Raw genomic sequence first — 24,920 nt, 5'->3', positions numbered from 1 at the left:
TCCGGGCATGTAGTTTGTCCACAGTAGTCAGGTGCCCATGCTCTGCAGCACATCACTGCAGTATATGTACTACTTGTCTGGTGGGATTAATAATAATTCCATCAGATAAATAATTCCACGAATATTTAGATAGTATTGAATATAGATTTGTATTTGTATGGTTTCAGTTTTTACCTGCAATCCCTTCCTGTTCAGAATAATTGAATTTTTTTAATCCGGTCTGTAGGAGGACCTGGCAGTTATAGATCGAATATTTTGTTGATTTAGAGGTTGTTACTCAATTAAATCACATCTTTTACGAAAATAGCTTTCTTTATATAGTTTAATATATTAGAAAACCTTTTTTTAATCTGTCCCATAATTAAAAATTGTAATTCCCTAACAAATGAATTAGCAATCATTGTGCCATACTGATGTTTTTTAGCTTATTTTTAACGTATAATTCATTTTTTGGAGATTATTTTAATTATTTGTTAAGAAAAAATTGTGAAAATGTTTTCATTATCTTTAGACCTGTTGGAAATAAGATTTCTGTCAATTCCATATAAATTTTGGAAAATATCATGCTGTACCTGCGAACTGGAAAGATATCCCCAATGGTTTCCTGCTTCATATTTAAAATTGTTAAGCAGATCATCTTTTACAAAGGTACAGTCGATAACAGACACAATATCTTTATATTGATCAATACCGCTCGGACCATTTTTACCAAGCCTTGGGGTAAGAATATTTTTCGTAAACTGAGAAGCCGCCAGAATAATATCCTGTCTGTTTAAGTAAATAGAAATCCTGTTAGCCAGTAAGGGAAGCTTATTAAATGAATCCTCAGCATCTTCAAATACTTTATAGCTCACGTCAGCATTTAACAGAAGGACCTGGTCGATAACACGGAGGATATTTTCCCTTTTAAGGCTGTATAACATACTTTGAAGTACCCTGTTTCCCATAGAGTGGGCCACAAGATGTATTCTTTGATTGCAGGGAGCAAGATCCCGGTTGGAAAAAATATCTTTTAAAAATTGAGTGTAGAAATAGAACAATCTCATCAAAGATGTTCCCGAATTGATGCTGGAAGCTTTATCATCAAAATAACTCAACGGGATTATACTGCCGGAGGCGGGCCAGCTTACAAATAAAATATGCTCTACAGGCGATGCCGGATTATCAATAAATATTTTTTTAAGGTCAAGTATAGCTTTTAATTCATCATCAAAATCATATAAATAACCATGGATGAATATCATTACATCACTTCTGTCTTTGGTAGAAGACATGTTTTTGTACAGTTCATAAAACATTCTTTGGGTTCCGCCAAGATTATTGGCTGTAAGAGAGGATTTTTTAATTCCTTTTTCGTTCAGCAGTACCTCCAGAACTTCTTCATAGCCCTGTTTTTCGGGTTCAGAAAAAAGCTTGTAATTTAAAATATTTCTGTTGGTATAATCCTTTTTCTTTTTGATTTGTGCTGAAGGCTCCTTATAGTTCTCAAAATTGCATTTGGCGATCCTGAAATTGGGAATCGAGTATTCTTCATTGGAAAAAGAGTCTACTCTTTCACCTTTATGCCGGATAATTTTCCGGTTGCTTAAGATATAAACAGCCATAACGGTTAATGGTTAAAATGGTATTAGCTTTCCGAAATTAGTGAAAAATATTGAAATACAACAGGTAATGCATTTAAATTACCACTTTTACAAAAGCTTATTTTTCCGTAACTTTGTGAAACTTTTTTTGCAAAAAAATAAAAGCTACTTTAATGGAAGAAGAAAAAAAATCACTCAATTTTATTGAGCAAATTATAGAAGATGATCTGGCAAACGGTCTGAAAAGAGAGCAGATTCGTTTCCGTTTTCCGCCTGAACCTAATGGTTATCTGCATGTAGGGCATACAAAAGCCATCTGCATCAACTTTGGACTGGGCGAAAAATACAATGCTCCCGTAAACCTTCGTTTCGACGATACGAACCCTGAAAAAGAAGAACAGGAATTCGTAGACTCTATTATGAAAGACGTTGAATGGCTGGGTTTCAAATGGGATAAAGTTTTGTATGCATCCGATTACTTCCAGCAGCTTTACGATTGGGCAGTTCAGTTGATTAAAGAAGGAAAAGCTTATGTAGATGAGCAGCCTTCTGAAGTGATTACCGAGCAAAGAAAAAATCCTGCAGAACCGGGAATTGAATCTCCATACAGAAACCGTCCTGTTGAAGAATCGTTAGATTTATTCGAAAGGATGAAAAACGGAGAGTTTGAAAGCGGCTCGATGTCTCTTCGTGCGAAAATCGACATGGTTTCGCCTAACATGAATATGCGTGACCCTGTGATGTACAGAATTTTGAATAAACCTCACCACAGAACAGGGACAGCCTGGAAAATTTATCCTATGTATGACTGGGCTCATGGTGAATCCGATTATATCGAACAGGTTTCACATTCACTTTGCTCCCTGGAGTTTGAGAACCACAGACCATTGTACAACTGGTATTTAGATCAGGTTTATGAAGAAGGCAGGGTTAAAAACAAGCAGAGGGAATTTGCAAGGATGAATGTTTCCTATATGATTACTTCCAAAAGAAAGCTGCAGAGACTGGTAGCTGAAGGGGTAGTAACCGGATGGGATGATCCTAGGATGCCTACTATTTCGGGGATGAGAAGAAAAGGATTTACTCCGGCTTCTATCAGAAACTTTATTGAGAAAGTAGGGGTTGCGAAAAGAGAAAACCTTATCGAAATTCAGTTGCTTGATTTCTGCGTGCGTGAAGACCTGAATAAGGTTGCCAAGCGTGTGATGGCAGTAGTAGATCCAGTGAAATTAGTGATCGAAAACTATCCGGAAGATAAGGAAGAATGGTTAGAAACTGAGAATAATCCTGAACAGGAAGATGCAGGGACAAGAGAAGTACCATTCTCAAGAGAAATCTATATTGAACGTGAAGACTTCAAGGAAGAAGCTAACAATAAATTCTTCAGACTTAAATTAGGAGGAGAAGTTCGTTTGAAGTCTGCTTACATCATCAAAGCCGAAAGAGTGGAGAAGGATGAAAATGGTGAGATTACAACGATCTACGCTACGTATGATGAGAAGAGTAAGTCGGGAAGCGGAACGGAGGAAAGTTTAAGAAAAGTAAAAGGAACTTTACATTGGGTATCTGCAAAACATGCTATTCCTGTAGAAGTAAGAATCTACAACCAACTGTTTACAGTGGAACAGCCTGATGCGGAAAAAGATGTAGATTTCTTAAACTTCATCAATCCTGAGTCTGTAACTACAGTGAAAGGATTTGCTGAACCAAGCCTGAAAGAGGTTGCTGTAGGAGAACCATTACAGTTCCAGAGAATCGGATATTTTACAAAAGATCAGGATTCTACTGAAGATACCTTGGTATTCAACAGAACAGTAACATTGAAAGATTCTTATAAACCTGAATAATTTTTTCAGGAATAGATAAAAATAAAAAGCAGAACTTCATTGGGAGTTCTGCTTTTTTGTTTCTGTTGGAAAAAGCAAAGACGTTAGGAAGTTTATACAGGTTGAATATTTTTAAGACGCGAGGAAATCGAAGATTTCCGGCATGTGTTATACTAATTAATTGATAAATGTTCTAAGCTCCAGGGATCAACAAATATCAATTTTATCGTAGATAAAATCTTTGCGTCTTAAAAACGGTTTAAAAAATAAACTTGCGCCTTTGCGAATTCCAACAGACAAAATTATAAATCAGAATTTAAGAATAATTGATTTTAATAGCTAAAAATCTGAAAATTATGATTCTACTTCAGGAAATCCTTGTCCTGATAGGCGGGATTTGGATATTTATAAAATCCTTCCCCGGTCAATACTCCCAGTTTTCCTTTATCAATATATTCTTTTTTTAATTTTTCTACAGCTTTTATCTTTAGTGGATCCTGAGTTTCTTCAGCTTCCATCTTATTGATATTATAAGCCGTCGTAATTCCTACAATATCCAGAATACCAAATGGCCCTGCTGGTGCTCCGGTAGCTACCATCCATGTCTTGTCAATCGTTTCTATATCTGATACTTCATCAACCCAGAGATTGACTGCAGCGCCAAGCAGCGGAACCAATAATGAATTGACAATATACCCAGGTTGTTCCTTTTGGATAGGCAGTGCTACCATTCCAATCGCTTTCGCAAATCTGATTACAGAATCAAATACCTCCTGAGAGGTACCCGGATGACGCATTACCTCTCCGGTATTATGCTTCCAGATTTCATTGGCAAAATGGAGTGCAACAAATTTCTCCGGTCTTCCTGTAGCTTCAGCGAACTGACTTGGAAGAAGAGTAGAAGAATTTGTTGCAAATACTGTTTTTTCAGGTGCTACCTGAGCCAGTTTATGATAGAATTCCGTTTTGATGGCTGGATCTTCTGGAACTGCTTCTATAAGGAGGTCGGCATCTTTTACTGCTTCAGCAAGATCAGATGAATAGCTGATATTTTTGAATGTGGCATCAAGTTGTTCCTGCGTTGCGCTCAGATCTTTTTTGTAAGCTTCACTTAGAGCAGTGAATTTACCTTTGGCTTTATCCAATACTTCATCATTGATATCATATACGGTAACTTTGAAACCGTGATAGGCAGTCTGGAAGGCGATCTGATATCCCAATACGCCGCTTCCCGCTATCGTTATATTTTTAAAATCCATGAGATTTATTTTTAGTCTTTTACTCCTTTTACCCATTCCTGAAATCTGGTTAAGAAAGACTCGTGTTCTTCTTTTTCTTCCGGACGGTTTACCAGAATATGTTCAAAATAAGTTCCTTTTAATATTTTTCTTAAGATTCCTTCTCCTAAGAAAGGTTTGTAATCATTCAGAGCCTGGGTCGCTTTTAATAAATGTCGGATGTCATACTGCAGCGGATTGATGTCCGGAACCTGTTTATTAAGGTTAAGAAGATTGTAAACAGCTATTCTCGCAGTTCTTACAGAGCTTTCCATGGTGAAGACAACATCATTATTGGTTTCTACAAACTGTCCTACAAGACCTAAGTTGGTACATCCTTCAGGAACCACTCTCGGACGGTCTCCCATCGCTCTCGGCATAAACATAGACGTGATATATGGCATGAATGCAGTACGTACAATGGTATTTTCTGTGACATTATCCAGCTGATCTGCTATTCCAAGGTGGTAGCACAGCTCGGCCATAATCTCGTTTCCGGTACACTGAGGCATTGCTTTTTTGATATAATTACCTTCTTTATCCATCAGTAAGGCATATACCCAAACTACAAGAATGTCATCCGGCTGAGTAGGGAAATGCGGTTGCCTGTTGCACGTAAAACTCATCACCCAATTAGAATCTGTGATGGTAATAATACCTCCTGTGGCTGTTCTTCCTGAATAAGGATCATTTACACACAGTTCTTTCAGTTTTTCTGTAAAAGCAGAAGGACGGCATGTTAAGGTAGCAGACTCCCATGAAGATTTTTCAATGTGGCTGCAGAATTTTTCAGGTTTCCCGAATACTTCAGATTTTGCAGCAAGATTTTTCCAAAGCTTCCATCCTGCACTTTGTCCGGCGCTGCTGTTGTCTATGGTGACTTCAGGAACGGTATTATTGTCTCCGTAGAATGTACTTTCAGTCATAGATCCGGTAGTCACAATTACGTAGTCGTTTTTACCAACCGGTATTCTTACTTCCTCTCCATTCTGTTCAGTAATGATTCCTTCTACAGTTTTTCCTTCTGTATTAATATGAATATCAAGATCTTTTACCAAAGTATTGAACTGGATCTGTACTCCTTTTTCCACCAGGAAGTTTTTTAAGGGAGTTACATACGTGTCATACTGGTTGTATTTTGGGAATACCAGACATGAGAAGTCTTTCATTCCGTCAATGGCGTGGAGGAACCTGTGCATATACAGTTTCAGTTCCAGTAAGCTGTGCCAGTTTTCGAAGGCAAACATAGAACGCCAGAAGAACCAGAAATTACTGTTCAGGAAAGATTCAGAAAAATAATCTTCAATCGTAAGATCATCCAGCTCTTCTTTTTTCTTTAGCAATAGTTTTACAATCGCCAGCTGATCTTTTTTCTCAAGTCCGAACTTACTGAAATCTTTGATCTGTCCTTGATTATGGATGAGTCTCGCTTTGGAATAATTCGGGTCGTTGTCATTGATAAGACGGTATTCATCCAATACGCTGTAAGGTGCAGGCAGCTCCAAAGCAGGAATATCCTGGAACATATCCCATAAATTTTCATAGGTCATATCCATTTCCCTTCCTCCGCGGATGATGTAACCATCTTTTGCGTTACCGGCACCATCCAGAGACCCGCCTTCCACATTCAGCTGATCAAGGAAAATAATGTTTTTGCCGGGTACACGGCCATCACGGATAAAATAATAAGCGGCAGACATTCCGGCAATTCCGCTTCCTACAATATAGATTTTACTGTTTTCGTAAGACTGCAGAGGAATACCTTTATTACGTTGATAATTTCCGATCTGATCGGAAAAAGGCATCGTTTTTTCAGGAGTGTTAATCTGAACTTCTTTACTTGAATCCGGTTCGTGGTTTACATTTCCAAACTGCTCAGAGGCATTTAAAACTTTATCGAATTTTGAATTGATCGTACTCATCTTTTATTGTTTTTAATTAACAGTATAAAGGTACCTCTATTCAGAAAGCGATATATATCCCCAAGTTCAGAATTATTATCCCCAAATTCTCATGACTGAATATTTTCTTTAGTTCTGTACTCCGAAGGGGAAAGTGTCGTATGTTTTTTGAAAAAACGGCCGAAAGCTGATGCCGAGTTAAACTGAAGCTCAAAGGCGATCTCTGATATGGTGACCTCAGGGTTTCCAAGCATGACATACGCTTCCTTCAGCAATGCTTCATCAATCACTTCATGAGGTGTTTTTCCGCTTGATTTCTTAATGATTTCGATGAGGTATTTATTGGAAACATGAAGTTGATCCGCATAAAACTGAACCGTTCTTTCCCTGGTGATATTTTCGCGGATCAGTTTACTGAATTTGAGATAAAGGTCTTTTTTTCCTTCTTCCTTTTCCGGATTTGCAGCATTTTCCTGTTCCATAATCTCAGCAGTCTCCAGCAGAAGATTGAAAATAATGGTACGGATAATCTCCTCTGTAAATTTTCCCTGCTTTTTCGATTTTTTATCGAGGTAATCCAGAAGATTTTGCAGAAGTGAAGAATTGGTTGCCGTAGTTTTTACAATGCTGTATGAACCTTTGGAAAAAAGATTCATTTTCTCAATGATAAAAGGATTGGAAATATTTTTAATCAGAAAGTTTTTGTCGAAGAACAGCAGTTTCATCGTAAAATCATTACTGGTTTTTCCAAATTTCACAATGGTAGAGGGGGCTGCAATAAGAAAGCTGTCAGCATCTACTTTGTATTTCTGACGGTCTATTTCAATATTGATTTCTCCTGCAGTACAGATACATAGTGCATAATAATCCATTCTGAAAGGAGCTTTTGGAAATTCAAAAATGGGTTTTCCGGAAGAAATGTAATAGGATTGGCAGCAGTCAATACTGTAAAAAGATAGCGTATCATGTAAATTTTCGTAGGTTATCATTCTTCAGTATTAGTTAAAATTTTATTATGTTTCTAAGTGAATTTAGTATAAAGGCATCTGTTGTTACTGCAATTTACGATTTTTATAAAAGTTTATTGTTTTTATATAGCAGATAAAATTTTTTTTTCAGATTAAAGTTGATTGTCTGTTGAAGGTTATTGATAAAAATAGAGTTTAAACAAAGACTTTTGGGTTATTTTTATCTAATTTTGCACTGTCAAATTTCCACAAAATATTATTGTGAGATTAATTAACGTATATACGAGTTCTTTCAAAGGACTCTCGCAGGAGAGTTGGATGCTGGCGTTGGTAATGCTCATCAACAGGGCCGGCTCTATGGTACTTCCGTTTCTGGGAGTTTATATGACGAATCATTTGCATTTCAGTATTGAAAATTCCGGAATTGTACTGAGCTTTTTTGGAATAGGTTCGGTTATCGGATCATGGCTTGGAGGTATGATTACGGATAAAATAGGAGAGTACAGGGTGCAGAGTCTGAGTTTGCTGCTCAGCGTTCCTTTATTCTGCTTGATTCCGCTTTTTACAACAGAAGCCGGATTGGCAGGAATTATTTTAGCCCAAAGTATTGTAAGTGAAACGTTCCGTCCCGCAAACTCGGTGGCGATTACCAAATATGCAAAACCTGAAAATATTACCCGTGCTTTCTCGCTCAATCGTATGGCCGTCAATCTTGGGTTTTCCATTGGTCCTGCGCTGGGTGGTATTTTGTCGGCTATTTCTTATGAATTTCTGTTTTTCAGCAATGCGTTGGCTGCTTTGCTGGCGGGATTGATGTATATCTGGTTCTTTAAAGACCGGGCACGATTAGCTAAACTGAAAGCAAAAAAAGTAAAAGAAACTATTATTATTAAAAAAGAAAGCTCACCCTACCGCGACAGTAAATTCCTGATTTATTGTGTATTCTGTATGCTGTTTTCCATATGTTTCTTCCAGCTGTTCAGTACCCTGACGATATTTTATAAGGATACAGCTCATTTGAGCCAGCAGAATATCGGATATATTCTGGGATACAGCGGCTTTCTGATTGTACTGCTCGAAATGGGACTGGTACAGATTGCTGAAAAATATTTTACTTTAGCCTTTACTATGCTGATCGGGACTTTCCTGTGTGGTATTTCCTATGCCATGCTCGCTTTCAATTACAGTCTGATTACCCTTGTGCTGTCTATGACATTGCTTTGTGTGGGAGAAATTTGGACACTTCCTTTTATGTCAACGATTACGGCATTACGTTCGGGAGAGAACAATAAAGGCGCTTACATGGGACTGAACGGAATGTCATTCTCCATCGCGTTTATTGTAACACCTTATATAGGAACACTGATAGCAGAAAAATTAGGTTTCAATGCATTATGGATCGGAACAGGAGTACTGGCGGCAGTTATTGCTATTGGTTTTTATTTTATCGTTCCATGGATGCTTAAGGATAAAAATAAGGTAGAAAAAGAGATGATATAACGCTTTTTATTTAATCAAAAGGTTTCGGGCAATTTCGTAGAAATTGCCCGAAACTTTTTTTAATATCTGTAATTTACGATGAAAATCTGGAAAGAATCGAATTGATGATCATGTTCGCATGAATCCTTGAATTTTCAATAAACCATAGATGAGTATCTTTTCCTCCGCATACAACTCCTGCAAGGTAAAGATTGGAAATATTGGTTTCCATGGTTTCAGGATGGTAAAATGGATTCAGGCAGTCTCCGTTGAGTTCTATTCCTGAATTTTTCAGAAAATCAAAATCAGGAAGATAGCCTGTCATGGCCAGAACAAAATCATTGTCAATTTCATGAATAGCTCCGTTCTCATCTTTAAAAACAACAGAGTTTTCTTTAATTTCGATCATTTCTGCATTAAAATGAGCTGTAATGCTGCCCTCTGCAATTCTGTTTTCAATGTCTGGTTTTACCCAATATTTTACACTTTTGGAAATCTCAGCATGACGGACAATCATCGTTACATCAGCTCCTTTTCTGTACGTTTCCAGGGCTGCATCCACAGCAGAATTACTGGAGCCTACCACCACAATTTTCTGCCTTGCATAGGGGTAAGGTTCCGTATAATAATGCTTAACTTTAGGAAGATTCTCACCGGGAATATTCATCAGGTTAGGAATATCATAAAACCCGGTAGCGATGACTACATTTTTAGCCAGATAATTTGTTTTGGTGGTTTTGATCTCAAATATTTCATCATTCTTTGAAACGCTCAGAACTTTTTCATACAGGTTAATATTCAGGCTTTTTTGTCTGGCAATTCCCTGGTAATATTCCAGAGCTTCCTGTCTTCCAGGTTTTGGAGCAGTAGAAATAAAGGGAATCTCATCAATTTCCAGCTTTTCAGCAGTGGAGAAAAAACGCATGTACAAAGGATAATTGTACAGTGAATTGACAATAGTTCCTTTTTCTATGATTACATAACTAAGATTGTTTTTTTGAGCTTCAAGGGCGCAGTTCAGACCAATAGGTCCGGCCCCGATAATCAGAATATCCAACATTTCCATCTAACAAATGTACGATGTAATTTTTAAAATGAGAAGCCGAAACCTTCCAATCCTCATAGTCTTTATCTCTTTAGATCATGTACCGCTTGGCATCAGTTTTGGTGTTTTTTACCCATTGCAAAATATAAAATATGAAAAAATTATTGATCGCGGTATTCGTTTTGAGTCTTGTTACAGCCTGTAAGAAAGAGGCCGGGAAACCTGTTCCGAACGAAATAGATTCTATTGCACAAAATAAAACAGACACTGCAGGTACGGTTCAGACCCATGCGGATAAAGAAGCCGCTTTAAAGTTGGCTAATGATGAGGTTTTGAAAGCACTGAAAGCTAAAGATTATGCAACTTTTGCTTCCTTCATTCACCCGCAAAAAGGGATCCGTTTTTCAATGTATGCTTTTGTTAATCTGAAAGAAGATAAACATTTTTCTAAAGCAGATTTTGAAAAATACCAGCCTACTAAAACCTTGTTTACATGGGGTACACAGGATGGTTCAGGAGATCCTTATAAAGCAACCATCAATGATTATCTTGGCAAATGGGTTTTTTCTAAAGACTTTACAGCTTCACAATATTCAGTGAATAAATTTATCGGCGGAGGAAACTCCCTGAATAATTTAAAAGAGATTTATCCTAAAGCTGATTTCACGGAAAATTATATCAAAGGAACCGAAAAATCCGGTAATATGGACTGGAAAACGGTTCGTTTCGTATTCGAAGAATTTGAGGGTAAATACTATCTGATTGCCGTTGTGAATGACCAGTGGACGATATAGAAGTTAGAAGTTAGAAGTTAGAAGTTAGAAGTTAGAAGTTAGAAGTTGGCGACTGGAATAACTTCCAGCTTCCAGCCTCTAACTTCCTTTCTTTTTTTATTTCAAAACTTCCGCCAGTTGTTGAGTAAGATTTTTTCTTGAGAACTGCTCAATATGCTGGGGGTTTTCAAGAATACTTCCGTTTTTCCAAAGATTGAATTTGTCAAGAATAAAGCTCTTGACTGCTTCTGTATCCTGATAGCTGAAATGTTTTCCAGCCTGGGTTTCTTCCAGAATTTTTGATACATCAGCTTTGTCAGGACCGAATGACAGGATAAGCTTTCCTGAAGCCAGGTATTCAAATATTTTTCCGGGGATAATTCCTTTTGAAGATTCATTGGGAAAATTAGTGATTAGAAGCAGATCGGAATTCTGCATCTCTTCTACGGCTTTTCCATGAGCGAGATATCCAAGGTTCAGAATATGATTTTTCAGGCTTGAATTTTCGATAGATTGTAGGATTTTATCATCTATTCTCCCTACAAATTTTAATTTAAAATCAGCCGCAAATTCAGCGTTTTCTTTGATAAGTTCATCAAGAGCTTTCCAAAGATTTTCAGGATTTCTGAGCTGTTCAAGAACCCCGATATAACTTAGAGTAAATGCTTGTCCATTTTGCAAATTTTGCCCTTCCGCTTTTTGACCAGAATCACTTTCATCATATCCATTCGTAATACAAACGGCATTGGCTCCTGCTTTTCTGAAGTTTTCGGCATCAGTATAACTTGTTGCCAAAGTGATGTCTGCATTCTTAAATACAGCACTTTCAAGCTGCCGGTGTTTTTTATCTGAACTTTTAGTTAATTTCAGATGTTTGTAGTAGGAAATCTCTGTCCATGGATCACGGAAATCGGCAACCCACTTCAGGTCCGGCATTTTATTTTTAAGCCCTAAACCAATCAAATGCAGAGAGTGTGGCGGACCGGAAGTAACGATGGTGTCTATTTCATTTTCTTTCAGGTATTTTTCCAGAAATGTAACGGATGGTTTTACCCAAAAAACTCTGGCATCAGGAATGAAAAAATTACCTCTTACCCAAATTGAAAGTTTAGATTTCCAACTTTGGTTTTTGCCTACATCAAATTGTCCGGCTTTGAATTTTTTATTGCTCTTATTCAGTTTTTCAGCCAGCTGATAAGGTTCCCATATTTTGGTTCTTACCATCTCAATGTTTTCGGGAACATCTTTCATCAATGTTTCGTCCAGCAATGGATAACTTGGGTTTTCCGGGGTATAGATAATAGGTTTCCAGCCGAAATCAGGCAGATATTTTGCAAACTTCAGCCATCTTTGAACACCAGGACCTCCCGCAGGAGGCCAGTAGTAGGTGATAATCAGTATTTTCTTTTGTTCCATTTTTTACTTAATGGTCTTTGTCATTCTGAACGAAGCGTAGCGCAGTGAAGAATCTCATTGCGCAACACTATTTATATTGTTTAAGCATTCTGTTCAGCTACAATCTCTTTTTTCTTGTTCTTATTCATCCAGAAAAGTCCAAATGCTGCCAACAGGATAAATAATCCGAATGAAAGAAGAGAAAGCCATTTCCCTTTTTCAATCACTTCAGGCTCGAAAACCATTCTGATATGGTGGTTTCCTGCCGGAACATGTACGGCACGAAGCAAATAATCTGCTTTGATGTATGGAACTTCTTTTTCGTCTACCAGTACTTTCCATCCGTGAGGATAGTAAACTTCAGAGAATACAGCCAATTGAGGCGTCTTCGACTGAGATTTAAATTCAAGTTCGTTAGGCTGGTATTTCGTAAGATTGATGAATGCGGTAGAATCTGCCTGAACAGGTTTGTTATCAAAATAAGATTTGTCAGATGAAGCAATGACAGCTGTTTTCTTGTTGTCAATAGTCCCGATAGCTTTTATTTCCTGATTAGGAGTATCTACGAATTTTAAATCACTTACAAACCATGCATTTCCATTGGCTTTTGGATTAGGAACAACCTGTGGCTGGTCAGGACCTCCGAAAATCATGTATTTGGCATTCAACAGGTTTAATACATTAGGTGTTTTTACACTGTCGATGCTGTTGATATATTCATTTAATACATCATCGTATCTTCTTAATTTTACAGCATGGTAACCACCAATGGAAGCCTTAAAATAAGAGGTATTGGTTTCGCTGGTAACTCCCAGTGTCTGATTGTAGATTCTGTAGTGAGTTTTGTCTTTTTCTGCAATCGTTTCCAATGTTTTGTTGATGTTGACATTGGATAAAATAGATTCCAGATTTGGATTTCCCTGTACTTTTTCAGCCAGCAGATCTGAACTTTCTGTCTGGAAAGGATTTTCAGCAAAGATTTTATCTACATAGTTTTCATCATTTAAGTAACGTTTGTTTACGGACCAAAGATCAAATAAACTTACCACTCCGATGATAACCAAAGCTATATTCTGGTTGAGCTTTTTCTTTAAAGTTAAGAATAGGGCAGCTGCAGTAATTGCTACATAAATGAATGCTTTTATGGCATCTATTCTGAACAGTTTGTACCTTTCATCTACTAGATAGTCGAGCAGGAAAGGAGGGAAATAAGTCTTTTCGTTTTCTGTAGCAAAACCTAATAAAGACTTTCCAAAGATTAAAAGAATCAATAAAAAGCCTAAAGTTCCTCCTCCTACGTAAAGAAGGATTTTCTGTTTGTATTCTTCAGTCAGTTTTTCATCCGTAAAGAATCTGTATAATCCCAGAATGGCAATTAATGGGAATAATAGCTCTACCACAACCAGGATTGAAGAAGGAGCTCTGAATTTATTATAGAACGGCACATAGTCGATAAAGAAATCAGACAATGGCATAAAGTTACTTCCCCACGCCAGTAAAATAGTAAGGATAGAAGCTCCCAGAATCCAGTAACGGTATTTTTTCCAGGCAAAGAAGAATCCTAATAAAGCAAGGAAACATACAATCGCTCCCTGGTAAGCAGGTCCTGATGTTCCCGGCTGGTCTCCCCAGTAAGTTACGCCGCTGAAACCTTTGGAAATTCTGTCCATTTCAGCCTGTGAACCCACATTTTCCTGAACCAGCTCCTGAACTCTGTTCATGATTTCTTTTCCTTCAGGTTCCTGGCTTCCGCCTCCCATTAATCTTGGAATAAAAAGGTTTAAAGTTTCCAGTTGCCCGTAGCTCCACATCAGCATACTTTCTTTGTCCATTCCGGATTTTCCTGAAGTATGGCTGTCGTTATTTAAAATCTGCTTTCCACGAACCGTTTCTTTTACATATTCTGAATTGGCCATGATTCTTTGTGAATTCATTCCAACCCCGATAACACATGACGCTGCGATAATTCCTGATGAAATAAGGAAGTGCTTCATCGGTGTTTTTTTCTGGATGGCTCTGATCAGTTCAGAAAGGAATAAGAATCCTAAAGCAAGAAACAGATAATAGGTCATCTGCGGGTGATTGGCAGCGATCTGAAGCCCCATAAAAAGTGTAGTGATGATGAATCCCCAGATGTATTGTTTCCTGATATACACCAGTAAAATTCCGGCTAACAGCGGTGCGAAATATTCAATGGTATTTACTTTACCATTATGTCCGGCTGCAATAATAATATAAAAATAGGTGGAAAGTCCGAAGAAAGTAGCTCCCAAAAGAGCATATTTCCAGTTTCTGACCACTACCATTCCCAAAAGGAAAAAACCTGCAAACAGCAGGAAGAGATAATTAACCGGCCTTGGCAGGAAATTCAGATTGCTGTCGATTTTTTTGATGATATCACCTTTGAACTGGCTTCCCATCTGATAAGTCGGCATTCCCCCAAACATGGAGTCACTCCAATAGGTTTCATTTCCGGTATTGGCTCTATAGTCGAGCAGTTCTTTTGCTCCTCCTCTGTACTGTACGATATCATGCTGGAAAAGCTGTTTCCCTGAAAATACAGGAGTGGAATATAAAAATGCTAAAACTATAAATACTACTAATGAAGCTGCAATATAAATTAAGTTTTTATTTTTTGCCATGCTGGTTATTATCTTTTATTTCTTGGAATTTACCTTTTGTCATTACTCTCTTTCACCTCTTCGTAGTCTACCGTTTCAGCATCCCACTTAAGGTTCTTTTTGTTATTCTTATTCGAGTTGTTGATGTCCTGCTGCCCGTTGTTTTGATTATTGTTATTAAAACGGTAACTATAGAATGTCTTAAAGAAAATTCTTTTCAGAATATTCCAGACAAAGAAAATAATAATGGCAGTGAGTACTAACTCAAGAATGTACTTCATAATTTTTTTGTTTAAAGTTCAGGGTTTAAGATGTAAACTTTAAACCCTGAATGTTTATTCAAGTTATTTAGCAGATGGGTTGACCATTACCGAAGAATTGGAAACGCTCTTCATAGACTGAGACTGTTTTCCATCTGAAATGGTTTCTATCTGAGTTGTTTTTACGTTGATATTCTGGTTGGTTATCCATCCCGTGCTTTCGTCAAACTTAATGGTTCCGTTCTGAACAAGCTCACTGCTCAGGCTATGGGTGATAGGTCCCTGAGTTTTCTTTTCTGTTTTCTTGGGAATGCCTCCGGTTACTGCAATTTCTGCAGCTCCGTTTCCTAAGCTTTTCATTACATAATTAGAGGTTACTTTAACAGCTCCGCTAGCGTCAGCATTTTCAGAAGTCGACCATTTTTCTCCGATTTTAACTCCTTTTTTAGGAATAATCATCAGGTTTTTATGGAACTGGTCTTTCAGTACTTTTTCGTTGAATGACTGCTTAAGACTTGCTACTACGCTTGCTTTTTCATTGGCATCTTTGATAAGTGTACCAACTGCGTTACCTACTTTTGTGTAAACAGCATCAAATCCTGTAATAGAAATCACATTCCCTTTTGTATCCATCTTCATCTGAAGTTTGTTTCCGGTAAGCGCTTTGTTTACATTCCAGATCATTTTAAGATCATCTTCTTTAGGAAGAGGAAGTTTGGTGTCTACTACTACCGTTTTTCCCTGTGCCGACTGAGAGCTTCTCTTTGCTACAAGGTTAAGGGTCATTTCATATACGTTTCCTTTGATGTCATCCACTACAAAATTCATTTCATCTGTAGATTCGCTGGTAGCGGTGATGGATTTCCCCTGAGGGTCAGTCATAGTCTTCACATCTCTCTGATAAGTGGTAAGAGGGTATGTTTTACCTTTTTCCAGCTTGAAAGTCTGTGTAATAACTCCCGCAGAATCTTTGATAGCCGGGTTTTCTGAAACTTTCGCTACAGAATCAGCAGGAACTTCTACCGTTACTGTTTTTCCGGTTTTAGGATCTACTTTCGTTATTTTTGCTGTTTCTTTTTTACAAGATACAAGAGCTATTGATGATATAAGCGCAAGCGCTGCAATATTCTTCATTCGATTTTTTTAACTTTATTTTTTACTACTGTTTCTTAATATATTATCTGCAATATCATGCAGTTTCCCCTGGGATTCTCCATCCGATTCATTGGAAAGTACTACGACTCCCATATTTTTTGATGGATACATCTGAAGAACACTTGAAAAACCAAATGTACCTCCTGTATGATAAACAGTTTGCGTTCCGTCTTCATAAGTGTGCAGCCTCCAATACAATCCAGTGCCATCTCCTTTACTATTTACAAGAGGAGTATGGGATGCTTTTACATACATATTACTCTCGTCCAGATGATACTGCATATATTTCACGAGATCCTCCGTGGTGGACATAATTCCACCGGCAGGAGCAAAGATTGTTGTGAAATTTTTCGGCATTATCTTTCCTTTTTCGTTATAACAAGTCAATAGCTGTGCAGAATTCGTACCAATAATGGTCTGATTCATTTTCAAAGGCTTTGTAATATACTCTGAAAGGAGGTCTGCATAACTTTTATGGTACACTTTTTCCAGGATATCCCCGGCAATCTGTGTTCCGACATTTGAATATTTATATTCTGTACCCGGAACAAAATCCACTTTTGCCTGATGAAGGTCTTCATAAAACTTTTTCCTTGAATAGTTCTTATAAAAATCAGACAGTGCCAGGGCAACAGAATCCATTGGTTTTTTGAATGTTTCAGACTGATCCGGCAAAAACTGTGGCAACCCCGATGAGTGATTGGTAAGAGTGCCAATTGTTATCGGATGCTTTTCAAATTCCAGATTAGGATAATTTCCATCCAGATGTTTCCGGATATCGTCATCCATTTTGATTTTTCCATCTACTAAAGCATGAGCCAGAAGTGTTCCGGTAAAAGTTTTGGTGATAGATGCAATCTCGTACAGACTTTTAGAGGTCGGAAGTTCTGATTTCCCTATTTCTGTTGTCCCATAATTATAAAAATAACTTTTACCATCTTTGAAAATGCCTATTGAAATTCCTACACGTGCAGGATCCTGCATGTAAGCAACAGCTTCTTTCTGAACCATCTTATCAAGATCAGTGGTAAGACGGTTGTCTGTTGCTATTTTTTTTGTCTGGGCGTTAAAAGCCAACGGGACAAAAAATAAGGGTAAAAGTGATTGTATTTTCATGGTTTATGGATTAGGTATCACGGACATTTTCTGTCTTACCGCTTCATACAAAATCGCTCCACATGCTACAGAAACATTCAGGGATTGGGTTTTTCCTTCAATAGGAAGTTTTATTTTTTCATCCGCATGATGCAATACTTCTTTAGAAATTCCGGTTTCCTCATTTCCCATAACGATAGCACATGGCTCAGTCATATTCACATCATAGATTAACTTCTGAGCTTTTTCGCTGGCTGCATATACGGAAATTCCGCTTTGCTGAAGGAAGTCTACCGTGTGGGCAAGATTGTTTTCCTTACATATTTTGATATTATAGATCGCTCCGGCAGAAGTTTTTATCGCATCAGAATTGATAGGAGCGGCTCCTTTTTCAGGAATGATTACTGCATCTATTCCTACGCATTCCGCCGTTCTGCAAATAGCTCCAAAGTTTCTAACATCAGTAAGTCTGTCCAGAATTAAAAGGAAAGGTGTTTTACCCTGCTCGAATAACTGTGGAACAATATCCTCCACTTTATGAAAAGGTACGTCCGAAATAAAAGCAACCACACCCTGGTGGTTTTTTCTTGTAAAACGGTTCAGTTTTTCAACCGGAACATAATTGGGACGGATTTTATTTTTCGCTAAAATGGCTTTTAATTCAGCATAAATAGGACCCTGAAGTGCATTCTGCACAAAGATCTTGTCAATCGTTTTTCCCGCTTCAATTGCTTCAATCACGGGACGCAGCCCGAAAATAAAATCGTCTTTCATTGAGTTGTTAAAATTTTATGTTTAAGGTTCAAAGTCTAAAGTTCAAAGTTTAAAGTTTTGAATTTAAGGTTTGTACTTTGTTCCTTTTAAATCTGTTGTATTTAAATATTTTATAAAAGAGCTGATCTTTTTACTTAACGTTTCTGTCTGCTCAATTAATGTTTCAAATTTTTCCTGCGAAATAAAGCTCCTGTCAAAAACTCTATACAATTGTGATCTGGTTTCTCCACAGGAAGCTTTCGCGATAGAAAGAAATTGTATAAATTCTTTATTCCCGTTTCTTTCAAATCCTTCGGCAATATTATCCATTACAGACCCCGAAGATCCATCAATTTGATTGCTAAGTTTAAAATTATTCTTAAGGTTTGTAGATTCAATAATATTATAAATCTCGTTACATAGTTGTCGGGATAATTTCCAGATCTCTAAATCCTCAAATCTATTAATAGTCCCCATAACCTTAAACTTTAAATCTTAAACTTTGAACTAATACTTCTCTCCTAAAATTGCTCTTTTTTGTGCCATCACATATCCATAGTGAAGGGTTTCGTGCATATTGTTGAAGATGATAGCATCCTGAATGCTTTTCAGATCCATTCCGAAACTTGTGGTGTAAGGAGTGTAGTCTGAGAAGAAATCACTGTCATAATCCTTCATTAAAATCTTTGAAGTTTCTGTAAGTAAAAATTCTAAATCTTCCACTTCTGATTTCTGAACATTTAAGTTGGGTAAAGTCCCTTTCTTATAGGTTTCAATCCAATACTTGTCTATACGGAAAGGATTTCCGCTCAGGTAATAGTGCAATAGCTGCTGTGTGGCAACAGTATGAGCAATATTCCAGTAAATATTGTTGTTGAAACCATCCGGAATCAGGATCAGATCTTCATGAGAGGTATTCTGAAGGATATCTAAAAGGTTCTTTCTAACCTGTCTGTGTGCTTGAAAATGATAATTCATTTTGCAAAATTTTTAATCACCAAAAATAGCTTAATAAACTGGAAATGACAATTTTTTTGGGTAGAGGATTAAAGTTAAAATTTTTTAACTATTTGAAAAAAGAGCAAATTAAGGTTGTTTTTTGGCAAATTTTTATTGATAACAGAGCATTTTTTGATGTGTATTAATATGTGATGATTAATAAAAAACCTCCCGTGAAAAGTTTCAGGGAGGGTTTGTTTGCATTATTTCTGAAAAATCTGTCGGCAGTTATTTTTTGATGATTTTATGGGTAAAGGTCGTTCCGTCTTTTAAAACAATATGTAGAAAATAAACCCCTGCACTGTATGAAGAAAGATTTATTCTGTTTTCGTTATAAGTTTCGGAAAGTTTTCGGCCTTCTGTATTAAAAATACTTATTGAATTGACTTCTGCTTTTGATTTTACATTGACAAATTCCGTAGTAGGATTGGGATATATGTTCACGTCAACTGTTCTGATATCTTTTACATTCAGTGCTGTATTGCTTTTTCCCTGCATGTAAACCGATAACCTGACTTCTCCCTGCTGTTGATTGAAAACAGCGGTTGGTATCGTATGTTTGAAGGTATGATTCCCGGCAGTCAAGCTAGGGAGTGTAAATTCTCTGATGGGAACAGAATTTCCCGGACACCAGTTATTCCATGAAGTCCAGTCAGCAAAGGTTTGGGGAGTAGAACCGTAGATTCCGTTTCCTTGGGTATTGTATACACGATAGGGTTCACATGAAATTCCTCCGGGAGTATAGGTGAGAACCTGTACATCATCTATATAGGTATAGTTTTGTCTTCTGACATATTCTTCACCGCCACTGTTGGCCCCATGGGGAGTAGAAATTACAAAAAAGCGGGCATTTGTAACAGGGCTTGGCAGATTAAAAGTAACAATTCTAACCGTTTCTCCGGTAACATCGGTGCTGTTGTAGTTATTGAGGCTGTTGTAACTTAAGAGAGGTACAACATTATTGCTATCTGCAGGAGTTGCTCCTGTATCCGTTGAGAAAAAAGTAAGGGTGCCTGAAAAAACATCACTTCTGTCTATGCAGCCTGAAACCTGGGTTCGAGCTGAATATGGAACCCCGAAAACATCCAGTTCCATATACAGATCGTACATATCGCGCAATGCTGTATCATGAAATATGCTGTACAAATTGCTGACATCATAGGTGTAAGGAACTTCAGAAGGCGTTTTGTTTTTATTCATAAAAGGAGTAATATACCTGCCTACTTCTATTCTTTTGACATTAGTGTCATTGATCGTATAAGTAGCTTGATTTTTAGGAACCATTGCTAAAAAGACTTCTCCAAGGCGGTCATAATTGTCACACAATGCAGCGATTGTTACCCGCATTGCAATCTTAGCTTTGAAAGAGTCTAATTCGGCGTCAGTAAGCTTTCTTGTGTATCTGGCGTTAGTCAGCCTGGTCAAGCCCGCAGGGGTAGGGTTGGATACTGTTTGGGCATAGCCATCATAGTACACGGCATCTGAAATGATATTGGTCATTGTCGTTTGGGCGAAAACGAAATTGGCAATGAAAAAACTGCAAAAGGATAGCTTTTTATACATAGTATTGATGTTTAGTGTAAATATATGAAATATGTATTAAAATTACATTTAATTTATTTTATTTTTGGTTGATTGTTTGATATTTTTGTTAAATATTTATTTTTTTTAAGCTTTAATTTATTTTTGTTTAAATTATTTCTTAGTATCGGGTTATGTGATGAAATATATTTTTTATTGCTATAATCAAAGTATTTATTATTAAATTAGCATTGTATTTTATATAAATGTTATTAATAATGAAAAGAATTTTACTTTTAGCTTTGTTTTTTATATTTGCGATAATGGATGCGCAAATCAATATCAATATTGGTAGTTCAAATGTTGGTGTTGCTCCGGTAAGCAGTTTTTTTTCCTATTCCTATGTACAGCAGATATATCGTAAACAGGAATTAAATGCCAGTACGGCAGGTTCTATTACCGGCCTTACATTTTATGTGGATTCTTCCTCCACCATTACTGAATCTTCAAACTGGACCGTATATCTCGGGCATACTTCAAAAACAGCCTTTTCTTCCGGCACAGACTGGATTCCTGCTTCGCAGCTGACACAGGTATTTACGGGAGCTGTCACCAAAAACAATAATAAAGTCGAAGTTGTTTTTACTACGCCATTTACTTATAATAATGTTGATAATTTAGTTGTTGCAGCAAAAGAAAACTCTCCGAATATTGATATTAATAATTTTGATGAAGCTTTCCATGTCTATCCTCATTTTCCATATTCAACACTGTATTATAAAGGAGATCGCGCTGTAGTGGATATTGCATCTCCTCCCGGAGGAATAAGAGCAGATTATAAATCAGCAGTTACAATTTCAGGTCTTATACCTAATCCTTGTCCTTCTATTATTTATCCGGAAAATAATACTCAAAATGTTTCTCTGTATCCTGGTTTCAACTGGTATCCTGTTTATGGTGCTGCATCCTACAAAGTTTCCGTGGGGACAAGTTCAGGAAGTTCAGATATTATTAATCAGCAGACCGTATCCGGAAATAGCTTTACCCCTTCTGCAGCTCTTCCGGCCGGAACAACTTGCTATTTAAGAATAACATCAGTTTCAGGAGGTATTGAATCTTCAGGATGTTCAGAACTTGTTTTTAAAACTGTACCTCCAACACCTGTAAATGATGCATGTGCGGGAGCATTGCTGGCCTCAGTATTTCCTTACAGCTACACTCAGGATGATGCTGTATCTACAACTAATAATGCAGGAAATATAAGTGTATGTACAAGTAATTGGGACACAGGAATGAATGATGGGACTTGGTTTAAGTTTACGGGTGATGGCAGTCAGTATAAGATTGAGGTGACTATGCCTTCCGGAAGTAGTTATGATCCGCAGGTAGCTGTGTATAGTGGCAGCTGCAGTAATCTGTCATGTACAGGGACTGTAGATACGGGTGGCGAAGGTGATACAGAAACGCTTACCATTACCACTGTAGCCGGAACAGAATATTTCGTAAATGTCGGAGCTTATGAAGATACTATTGATGCTCCTGAAAATATATTTACCCTTACAATAACCAAGCTTTAAACCCTAACAACTCTGGATTGATAATTTAGACACACAATTAAAAAAATGTTGCAGAAGTAATTTTGTAACATTTTTTTTCGATAGTATGAAGAAATAAAGGATGGCTTAATAGTAATAATTTGAATTGTTGGATTTATATATAGATAAGAAATTCAGTATTATAGCATTAAAAATATTGTTAATGCCGGAATTTTTAACAAACTTTAACTCAAAAATGGCATTTATTATGTTGATTAATGCAAGTATTTATCAGAAATTTACCACTTATTTTAAATCAAGCTATGTCAGAGATATATCAAGCTGAAGATATCCGCCAATTGACGGAAAAAGTAAAAGAAAAAAACTACTTATTTACTCTTCTGAGACAGGAAATCAACAAAGTTATTATTGGGCAGGAATACATGGTAGACCGTCTTTTGGTAGGGCTTTTGGGAAATGGACACGTTCTTCTTGAAGGAGTACCGGGACTGGCTAAAACCTTAGCGATAAAAACATTGGCAGATGCTGTTCATGGAGATTTTTCAAGGATTCAGTTTACGCCGGATTTACTTCCTGCAGACGTAGTGGGAACGATGATCTTCAATATCAAAGACAATGATTTTTCTATAAAAAAAGGACCGGTATTTGCAAATTTTGTTTTGGCAGATGAGATCAACCGTGCGCCGGCAAAAGTACAGTCAGCGCTTCTTGAAGTTATGCAGGAAAAACAGGTCACGATTGGTGATGAAACCATGAAGCTTCCAAAGCCGTTCCTGGTACTGGCAACACAAAACCCGATTGATCAGGAGGGGACTTACTTGCTGCCTGAAGCTCAAAGCGACCGTTTTATGCTGAAGTGTACCATCGATTATCCCGCTTTTGAAGATGAAAGACAGGTGATGAGAATGGTTTCAACCTCACATCAGCCGACAGTAAAACCTGTAATCTCCCTTCAGGATATTGTAGATGCGAAAGAGCTAATCAATCAGATTTATCTCGACGAGAAAATTGAAAAATATATCCTGGATATGGTATTCGCAACACGTTATCCGGAAAATTATGGTCTGTCTGAACTTAAGAATTATATCAGCTTCGGAGCTTCTCCAAGAGCATCCATCAACCTTGCTATTGCCTCAAGAGCCTACGCCTTCTTAAAAGGAAGAGCATTTGTCATTCCGGAAGATGTAAAAGCATTGGCAAAAGACGTATTGAGGCACAGAATAGGCTTAACTTTTGAAGCTGAAGCAGAAGAAATTTCAACGGAAGAAATTATTAACAGGATTTTAGCAAAAATACAGGCGCCGTAATGAGGGATGTGATCATAAGAAAAGCAGTTCAGCAGGACTGTGCTGCTATGCTGGATTTGATAAAAGAATTGGCAGAATATGAAAAAGCACTGCATGAAGTAACGGTGACTTTGGATAATTTTACTCAGGATGGTTTTGGTACTTCTCCTGTTTGGGGAGCTTTTGTAGCGGAATATGAAGGAGAAATAGTTGGAATATCCCTGTATTACGACAGATATTCAACCTGGAAAGGAAGAAGGCTGTATCTTGAAGATCTTGTAGTAACTGAAAAGCTAAGAGGAAAGCAGATTGGAAAAAAATTATTTGATGCAACACTGGAATATGGTCAAACCAATAATTACAGTGGAATGGTGTTTCAGGTATTGAACTGGAATGAGCCAGCCATCAATTTTTATAAAAAATACAACACAAAGTTTGATAATGAGTGGTCGAACGTATCCATTGAGTTTAATGACTAACCCAAAACCCGGATACCTCACCCAACATTAAACTTTGAATGTTAAACCTTGAATTTTGAACTCGTCTATGCAGATAAAAGATATTGTAAAAAAAGTAAAGCAGATTGAAATCCGTACCAGAAAAAAGACGGAGGCTGCTTTGATGGGGCAATATCACAGTGCTTTTAAAGGGCAGGGGATGACTTTCTCTGAAGTTCGTCCTTACCAGTTTGGAGATGAGATCAGAAGAATCGACTGGAATAAAACCGCACGTTTCCGTGAACCATTCGTAAAAGTAATGGAAGAAGAAAGGGAACTGACAATGATGATTCTTGTTGATATTTCCGCTTCCATGGATTATGGAACAAAAGTCCAGCTGAAAAGGGAATATGTAGCTGAAATTGCTGCCAGTTTAGGATTTTCAGCAGCTGGTAATAATGATAAAGTAGGATTGATCCTGTTTGCTGATAAAGTATATAAAGTCATTCCTCCTCAAAAAGGAAGAAAACATATCCTTTCCATTATCAGCAATATTCTCACTGCAGATTATGTTCCGGCAGAATCTAAAATAGATAAGGCAATGGAATATATGATGGGAATTTTTAAAAGAAAATCTCTGGTATTTCTGTTTTCAGATTTTGAGGATGCCTATGACTCCAAAATGCTGAGAGTAGCTTCAAAGAAACATCAGTTGCTGGGAATGAGGATTTATGATGAAAAAGATAATGAAATTCCTGACGTTGGGTATGCCCGATTACTTGATGTAGAAACCGGAAAAGAGATCTGGGCCAATACTTCCAGTGCAAGATGGCGGTATACCTTCGCAGAAGCTCAAAAACAAAAACTCAGAGCGCTGGAAGAAGACTTTGCCAACAGCTCCGCCAGTTTTATGAATATCAATACCGGTTCGGATTATTCAAAATTATTGTATAATTACTTTCAGAAAAAATAACATCGGGCTGAGCCCGT

The 24,920-nt window shown here is 37.3% G+C and carries 21 protein-coding genes; 7 read left to right on the top strand and 14 right to left on the bottom strand.

Annotation, left to right across the window (positions count from 1 at the left end; translation table 11 throughout):
* Nucleotides 1-473 precede the first annotated feature (473 nt).
* Nucleotides 474-1,604, bottom strand: a complete 1,131-nt coding sequence (locus LIV57_RS13275; protein ID WP_227942949.1) for an alpha/beta hydrolase — start codon at nucleotides 1,602-1,604, stop codon at nucleotides 474-476.
* Nucleotides 1,605-1,756: 152 nt separating this feature from the next.
* Here LIV57_RS13275 and LIV57_RS13270 point away from each other — a divergent pair, with 152 nt between their 5' ends.
* Nucleotides 1,757-3,430 carry a glutamine--tRNA ligase/YqeY domain fusion protein gene (locus tag LIV57_RS13270; protein ID WP_227942948.1) on the top strand — a complete coding sequence of 558 codons (1,674 nt, stop codon included), beginning with the start codon at nucleotides 1,757-1,759 and terminating at the stop codon, nucleotides 3,428-3,430.
* A 341-nt stretch (nucleotides 3,431-3,771) separates the two neighbouring features.
* Here LIV57_RS13270 and LIV57_RS13265 read toward each other — a convergent pair whose 3' ends face one another.
* The 3 genes from LIV57_RS13265 to LIV57_RS13255 all read right to left on the bottom strand — a co-directional run bounded on the left by LIV57_RS13265 (nucleotide 3,772) and on the right by LIV57_RS13255 (nucleotide 7,576).
* A complete protein-coding gene (locus LIV57_RS13265; RefSeq protein WP_227942947.1) occupies nucleotides 3,772-4,668 on the bottom strand; it encodes a 3-hydroxyacyl-CoA dehydrogenase in 897 nt (298 codons plus the stop codon).
* An 11-nt stretch (nucleotides 4,669-4,679) separates the two neighbouring features.
* Nucleotides 4,680-6,608, bottom strand: coding sequence for an oleate hydratase (locus LIV57_RS13260; RefSeq protein WP_227942946.1), 1,929 nt, complete (start codon nucleotides 6,606-6,608; stop codon nucleotides 4,680-4,682).
* Nucleotides 6,609-6,697: 89 nt separating this feature from the next.
* On the bottom strand, nucleotides 6,698-7,576 hold the full coding sequence (locus LIV57_RS13255) for an AraC family transcriptional regulator (RefSeq protein WP_227942945.1): 879 nt from the start codon (nucleotides 7,574-7,576) through the stop codon (nucleotides 6,698-6,700).
* A 297-nt stretch (nucleotides 7,577-7,873) separates the two neighbouring features.
* Between LIV57_RS13255 and LIV57_RS13250 the strand changes: the two genes are divergently transcribed.
* Nucleotides 7,874-9,055 (top strand): MFS transporter, encoded by a 1,182-nt coding sequence (locus LIV57_RS13250; RefSeq protein ID WP_227943007.1) that lies wholly within the window; start codon nucleotides 7,874-7,876, stop codon nucleotides 9,053-9,055.
* Between the two features lie 73 nt (nucleotides 9,056-9,128).
* On the opposite strand, the gene LIV57_RS13245 is transcribed toward LIV57_RS13250, so the two are convergent.
* A complete protein-coding gene (locus LIV57_RS13245) occupies nucleotides 9,129-10,100 on the bottom strand; it encodes a YpdA family putative bacillithiol disulfide reductase (RefSeq protein ID WP_227942944.1) in 972 nt (323 codons plus the stop codon).
* A 131-nt stretch (nucleotides 10,101-10,231) separates the two neighbouring features.
* Between LIV57_RS13245 and LIV57_RS13240 the strand changes: the two genes are divergently transcribed.
* A complete protein-coding gene (locus LIV57_RS13240) occupies nucleotides 10,232-10,873 on the top strand; it encodes a hypothetical protein (RefSeq protein ID WP_227942943.1) in 642 nt (213 codons plus the stop codon).
* Nucleotides 10,874-10,969: 96 nt separating this feature from the next.
* On the opposite strand, the gene LIV57_RS13235 is transcribed toward LIV57_RS13240, so the two are convergent.
* The 9 genes from LIV57_RS13235 to LIV57_RS13195 all read right to left on the bottom strand — a co-directional run bounded on the left by LIV57_RS13235 (nucleotide 10,970) and on the right by LIV57_RS13195 (nucleotide 20,693).
* Nucleotides 10,970-12,268 (bottom strand): glycosyl transferase family 1, encoded by a 1,299-nt coding sequence (locus LIV57_RS13235; RefSeq protein ID WP_227942942.1) that lies wholly within the window; start codon nucleotides 12,266-12,268, stop codon nucleotides 10,970-10,972.
* Between the two features lie 80 nt (nucleotides 12,269-12,348).
* Nucleotides 12,349-14,889 carry a YfhO family protein gene (locus tag LIV57_RS13230; protein ID WP_227942941.1) on the bottom strand — a complete coding sequence of 847 codons (2,541 nt, stop codon included), beginning with the start codon at nucleotides 14,887-14,889 and terminating at the stop codon, nucleotides 12,349-12,351.
* A 29-nt stretch (nucleotides 14,890-14,918) separates the two neighbouring features.
* Entirely contained in the window at nucleotides 14,919-15,149 is a 231-nt protein-coding gene (locus tag LIV57_RS13225; protein WP_110010142.1) for a hypothetical protein, read from the bottom strand.
* A 63-nt stretch (nucleotides 15,150-15,212) separates the two neighbouring features.
* Nucleotides 15,213-16,262 carry a DUF6263 family protein gene (locus LIV57_RS13220; RefSeq protein WP_227942940.1) on the bottom strand — a complete coding sequence of 350 codons (1,050 nt, stop codon included), beginning with the start codon at nucleotides 16,260-16,262 and terminating at the stop codon, nucleotides 15,213-15,215.
* Nucleotides 16,263-16,277: 15 nt separating this feature from the next.
* Nucleotides 16,278-17,399 (bottom strand): serine hydrolase domain-containing protein, encoded by a 1,122-nt coding sequence (locus LIV57_RS13215; protein ID WP_227942939.1) that lies wholly within the window; start codon nucleotides 17,397-17,399, stop codon nucleotides 16,278-16,280.
* Between the two features lie 3 nt (nucleotides 17,400-17,402).
* Nucleotides 17,403-18,152 (bottom strand): 23S rRNA (guanosine(2251)-2'-O)-methyltransferase RlmB, encoded by a 750-nt coding sequence (gene rlmB, locus LIV57_RS13210; protein ID WP_062674398.1) that lies wholly within the window; start codon nucleotides 18,150-18,152, stop codon nucleotides 17,403-17,405.
* Between the two features lie 63 nt (nucleotides 18,153-18,215).
* A complete protein-coding gene (locus LIV57_RS13205; RefSeq protein WP_227942938.1) occupies nucleotides 18,216-18,608 on the bottom strand; it encodes a four helix bundle protein in 393 nt (130 codons plus the stop codon).
* Nucleotides 18,609-18,638: 30 nt separating this feature from the next.
* Complete coding sequence (locus tag LIV57_RS13200; protein ID WP_202838931.1) at nucleotides 18,639-19,109, bottom strand: DinB family protein; 471 nt, start codon at nucleotides 19,107-19,109, stop codon at nucleotides 18,639-18,641.
* A gap of 249 nt (nucleotides 19,110-19,358) precedes the next feature.
* Entirely contained in the window at nucleotides 19,359-20,693 is a 1,335-nt protein-coding gene (locus LIV57_RS13195; protein WP_227942937.1) for a peptide-N-glycosidase F-related protein, read from the bottom strand.
* A gap of 236 nt (nucleotides 20,694-20,929) precedes the next feature.
* On the opposite strand from LIV57_RS13195, the gene LIV57_RS13190 reads away from it, so the two are divergent.
* From LIV57_RS13190 to LIV57_RS13175, 4 genes are all read left to right on the top strand, one after another.
* Entirely contained in the window at nucleotides 20,930-22,228 is a 1,299-nt protein-coding gene (locus tag LIV57_RS13190) for a hypothetical protein (RefSeq protein ID WP_227942936.1), read from the top strand.
* A 281-nt stretch (nucleotides 22,229-22,509) separates the two neighbouring features.
* Nucleotides 22,510-23,514, top strand: coding sequence for an AAA family ATPase (locus LIV57_RS13185; protein ID WP_227942935.1), 1,005 nt, complete (start codon nucleotides 22,510-22,512; stop codon nucleotides 23,512-23,514).
* Entirely contained in the window at nucleotides 23,514-23,972 is a 459-nt protein-coding gene (locus LIV57_RS13180; RefSeq protein ID WP_227942934.1) for a GNAT family N-acetyltransferase, read from the top strand. Before LIV57_RS13185 ends, LIV57_RS13180 begins: the two co-directional genes overlap by 1 nt.
* A gap of 67 nt (nucleotides 23,973-24,039) precedes the next feature.
* Nucleotides 24,040-24,903: a DUF58 domain-containing protein gene (locus tag LIV57_RS13175; protein ID WP_076597442.1), complete on the top strand. Its 864-nt coding sequence runs from the start codon at nucleotides 24,040-24,042 to the stop codon at nucleotides 24,901-24,903.
* Nucleotides 24,904-24,920: the final 17 nt, after the last annotated feature.

It is taken from the genome of Chryseobacterium sp. X308 (assembly GCF_020733145.1).
GTDB lineage: Bacteria > Bacteroidota > Bacteroidia > Flavobacteriales > Weeksellaceae > Chryseobacterium > Chryseobacterium cupriresistens.
Note: the sequence above shows the minus strand (reverse complement) of the source record. Positions and strands in the feature narration are given on the sequence as shown.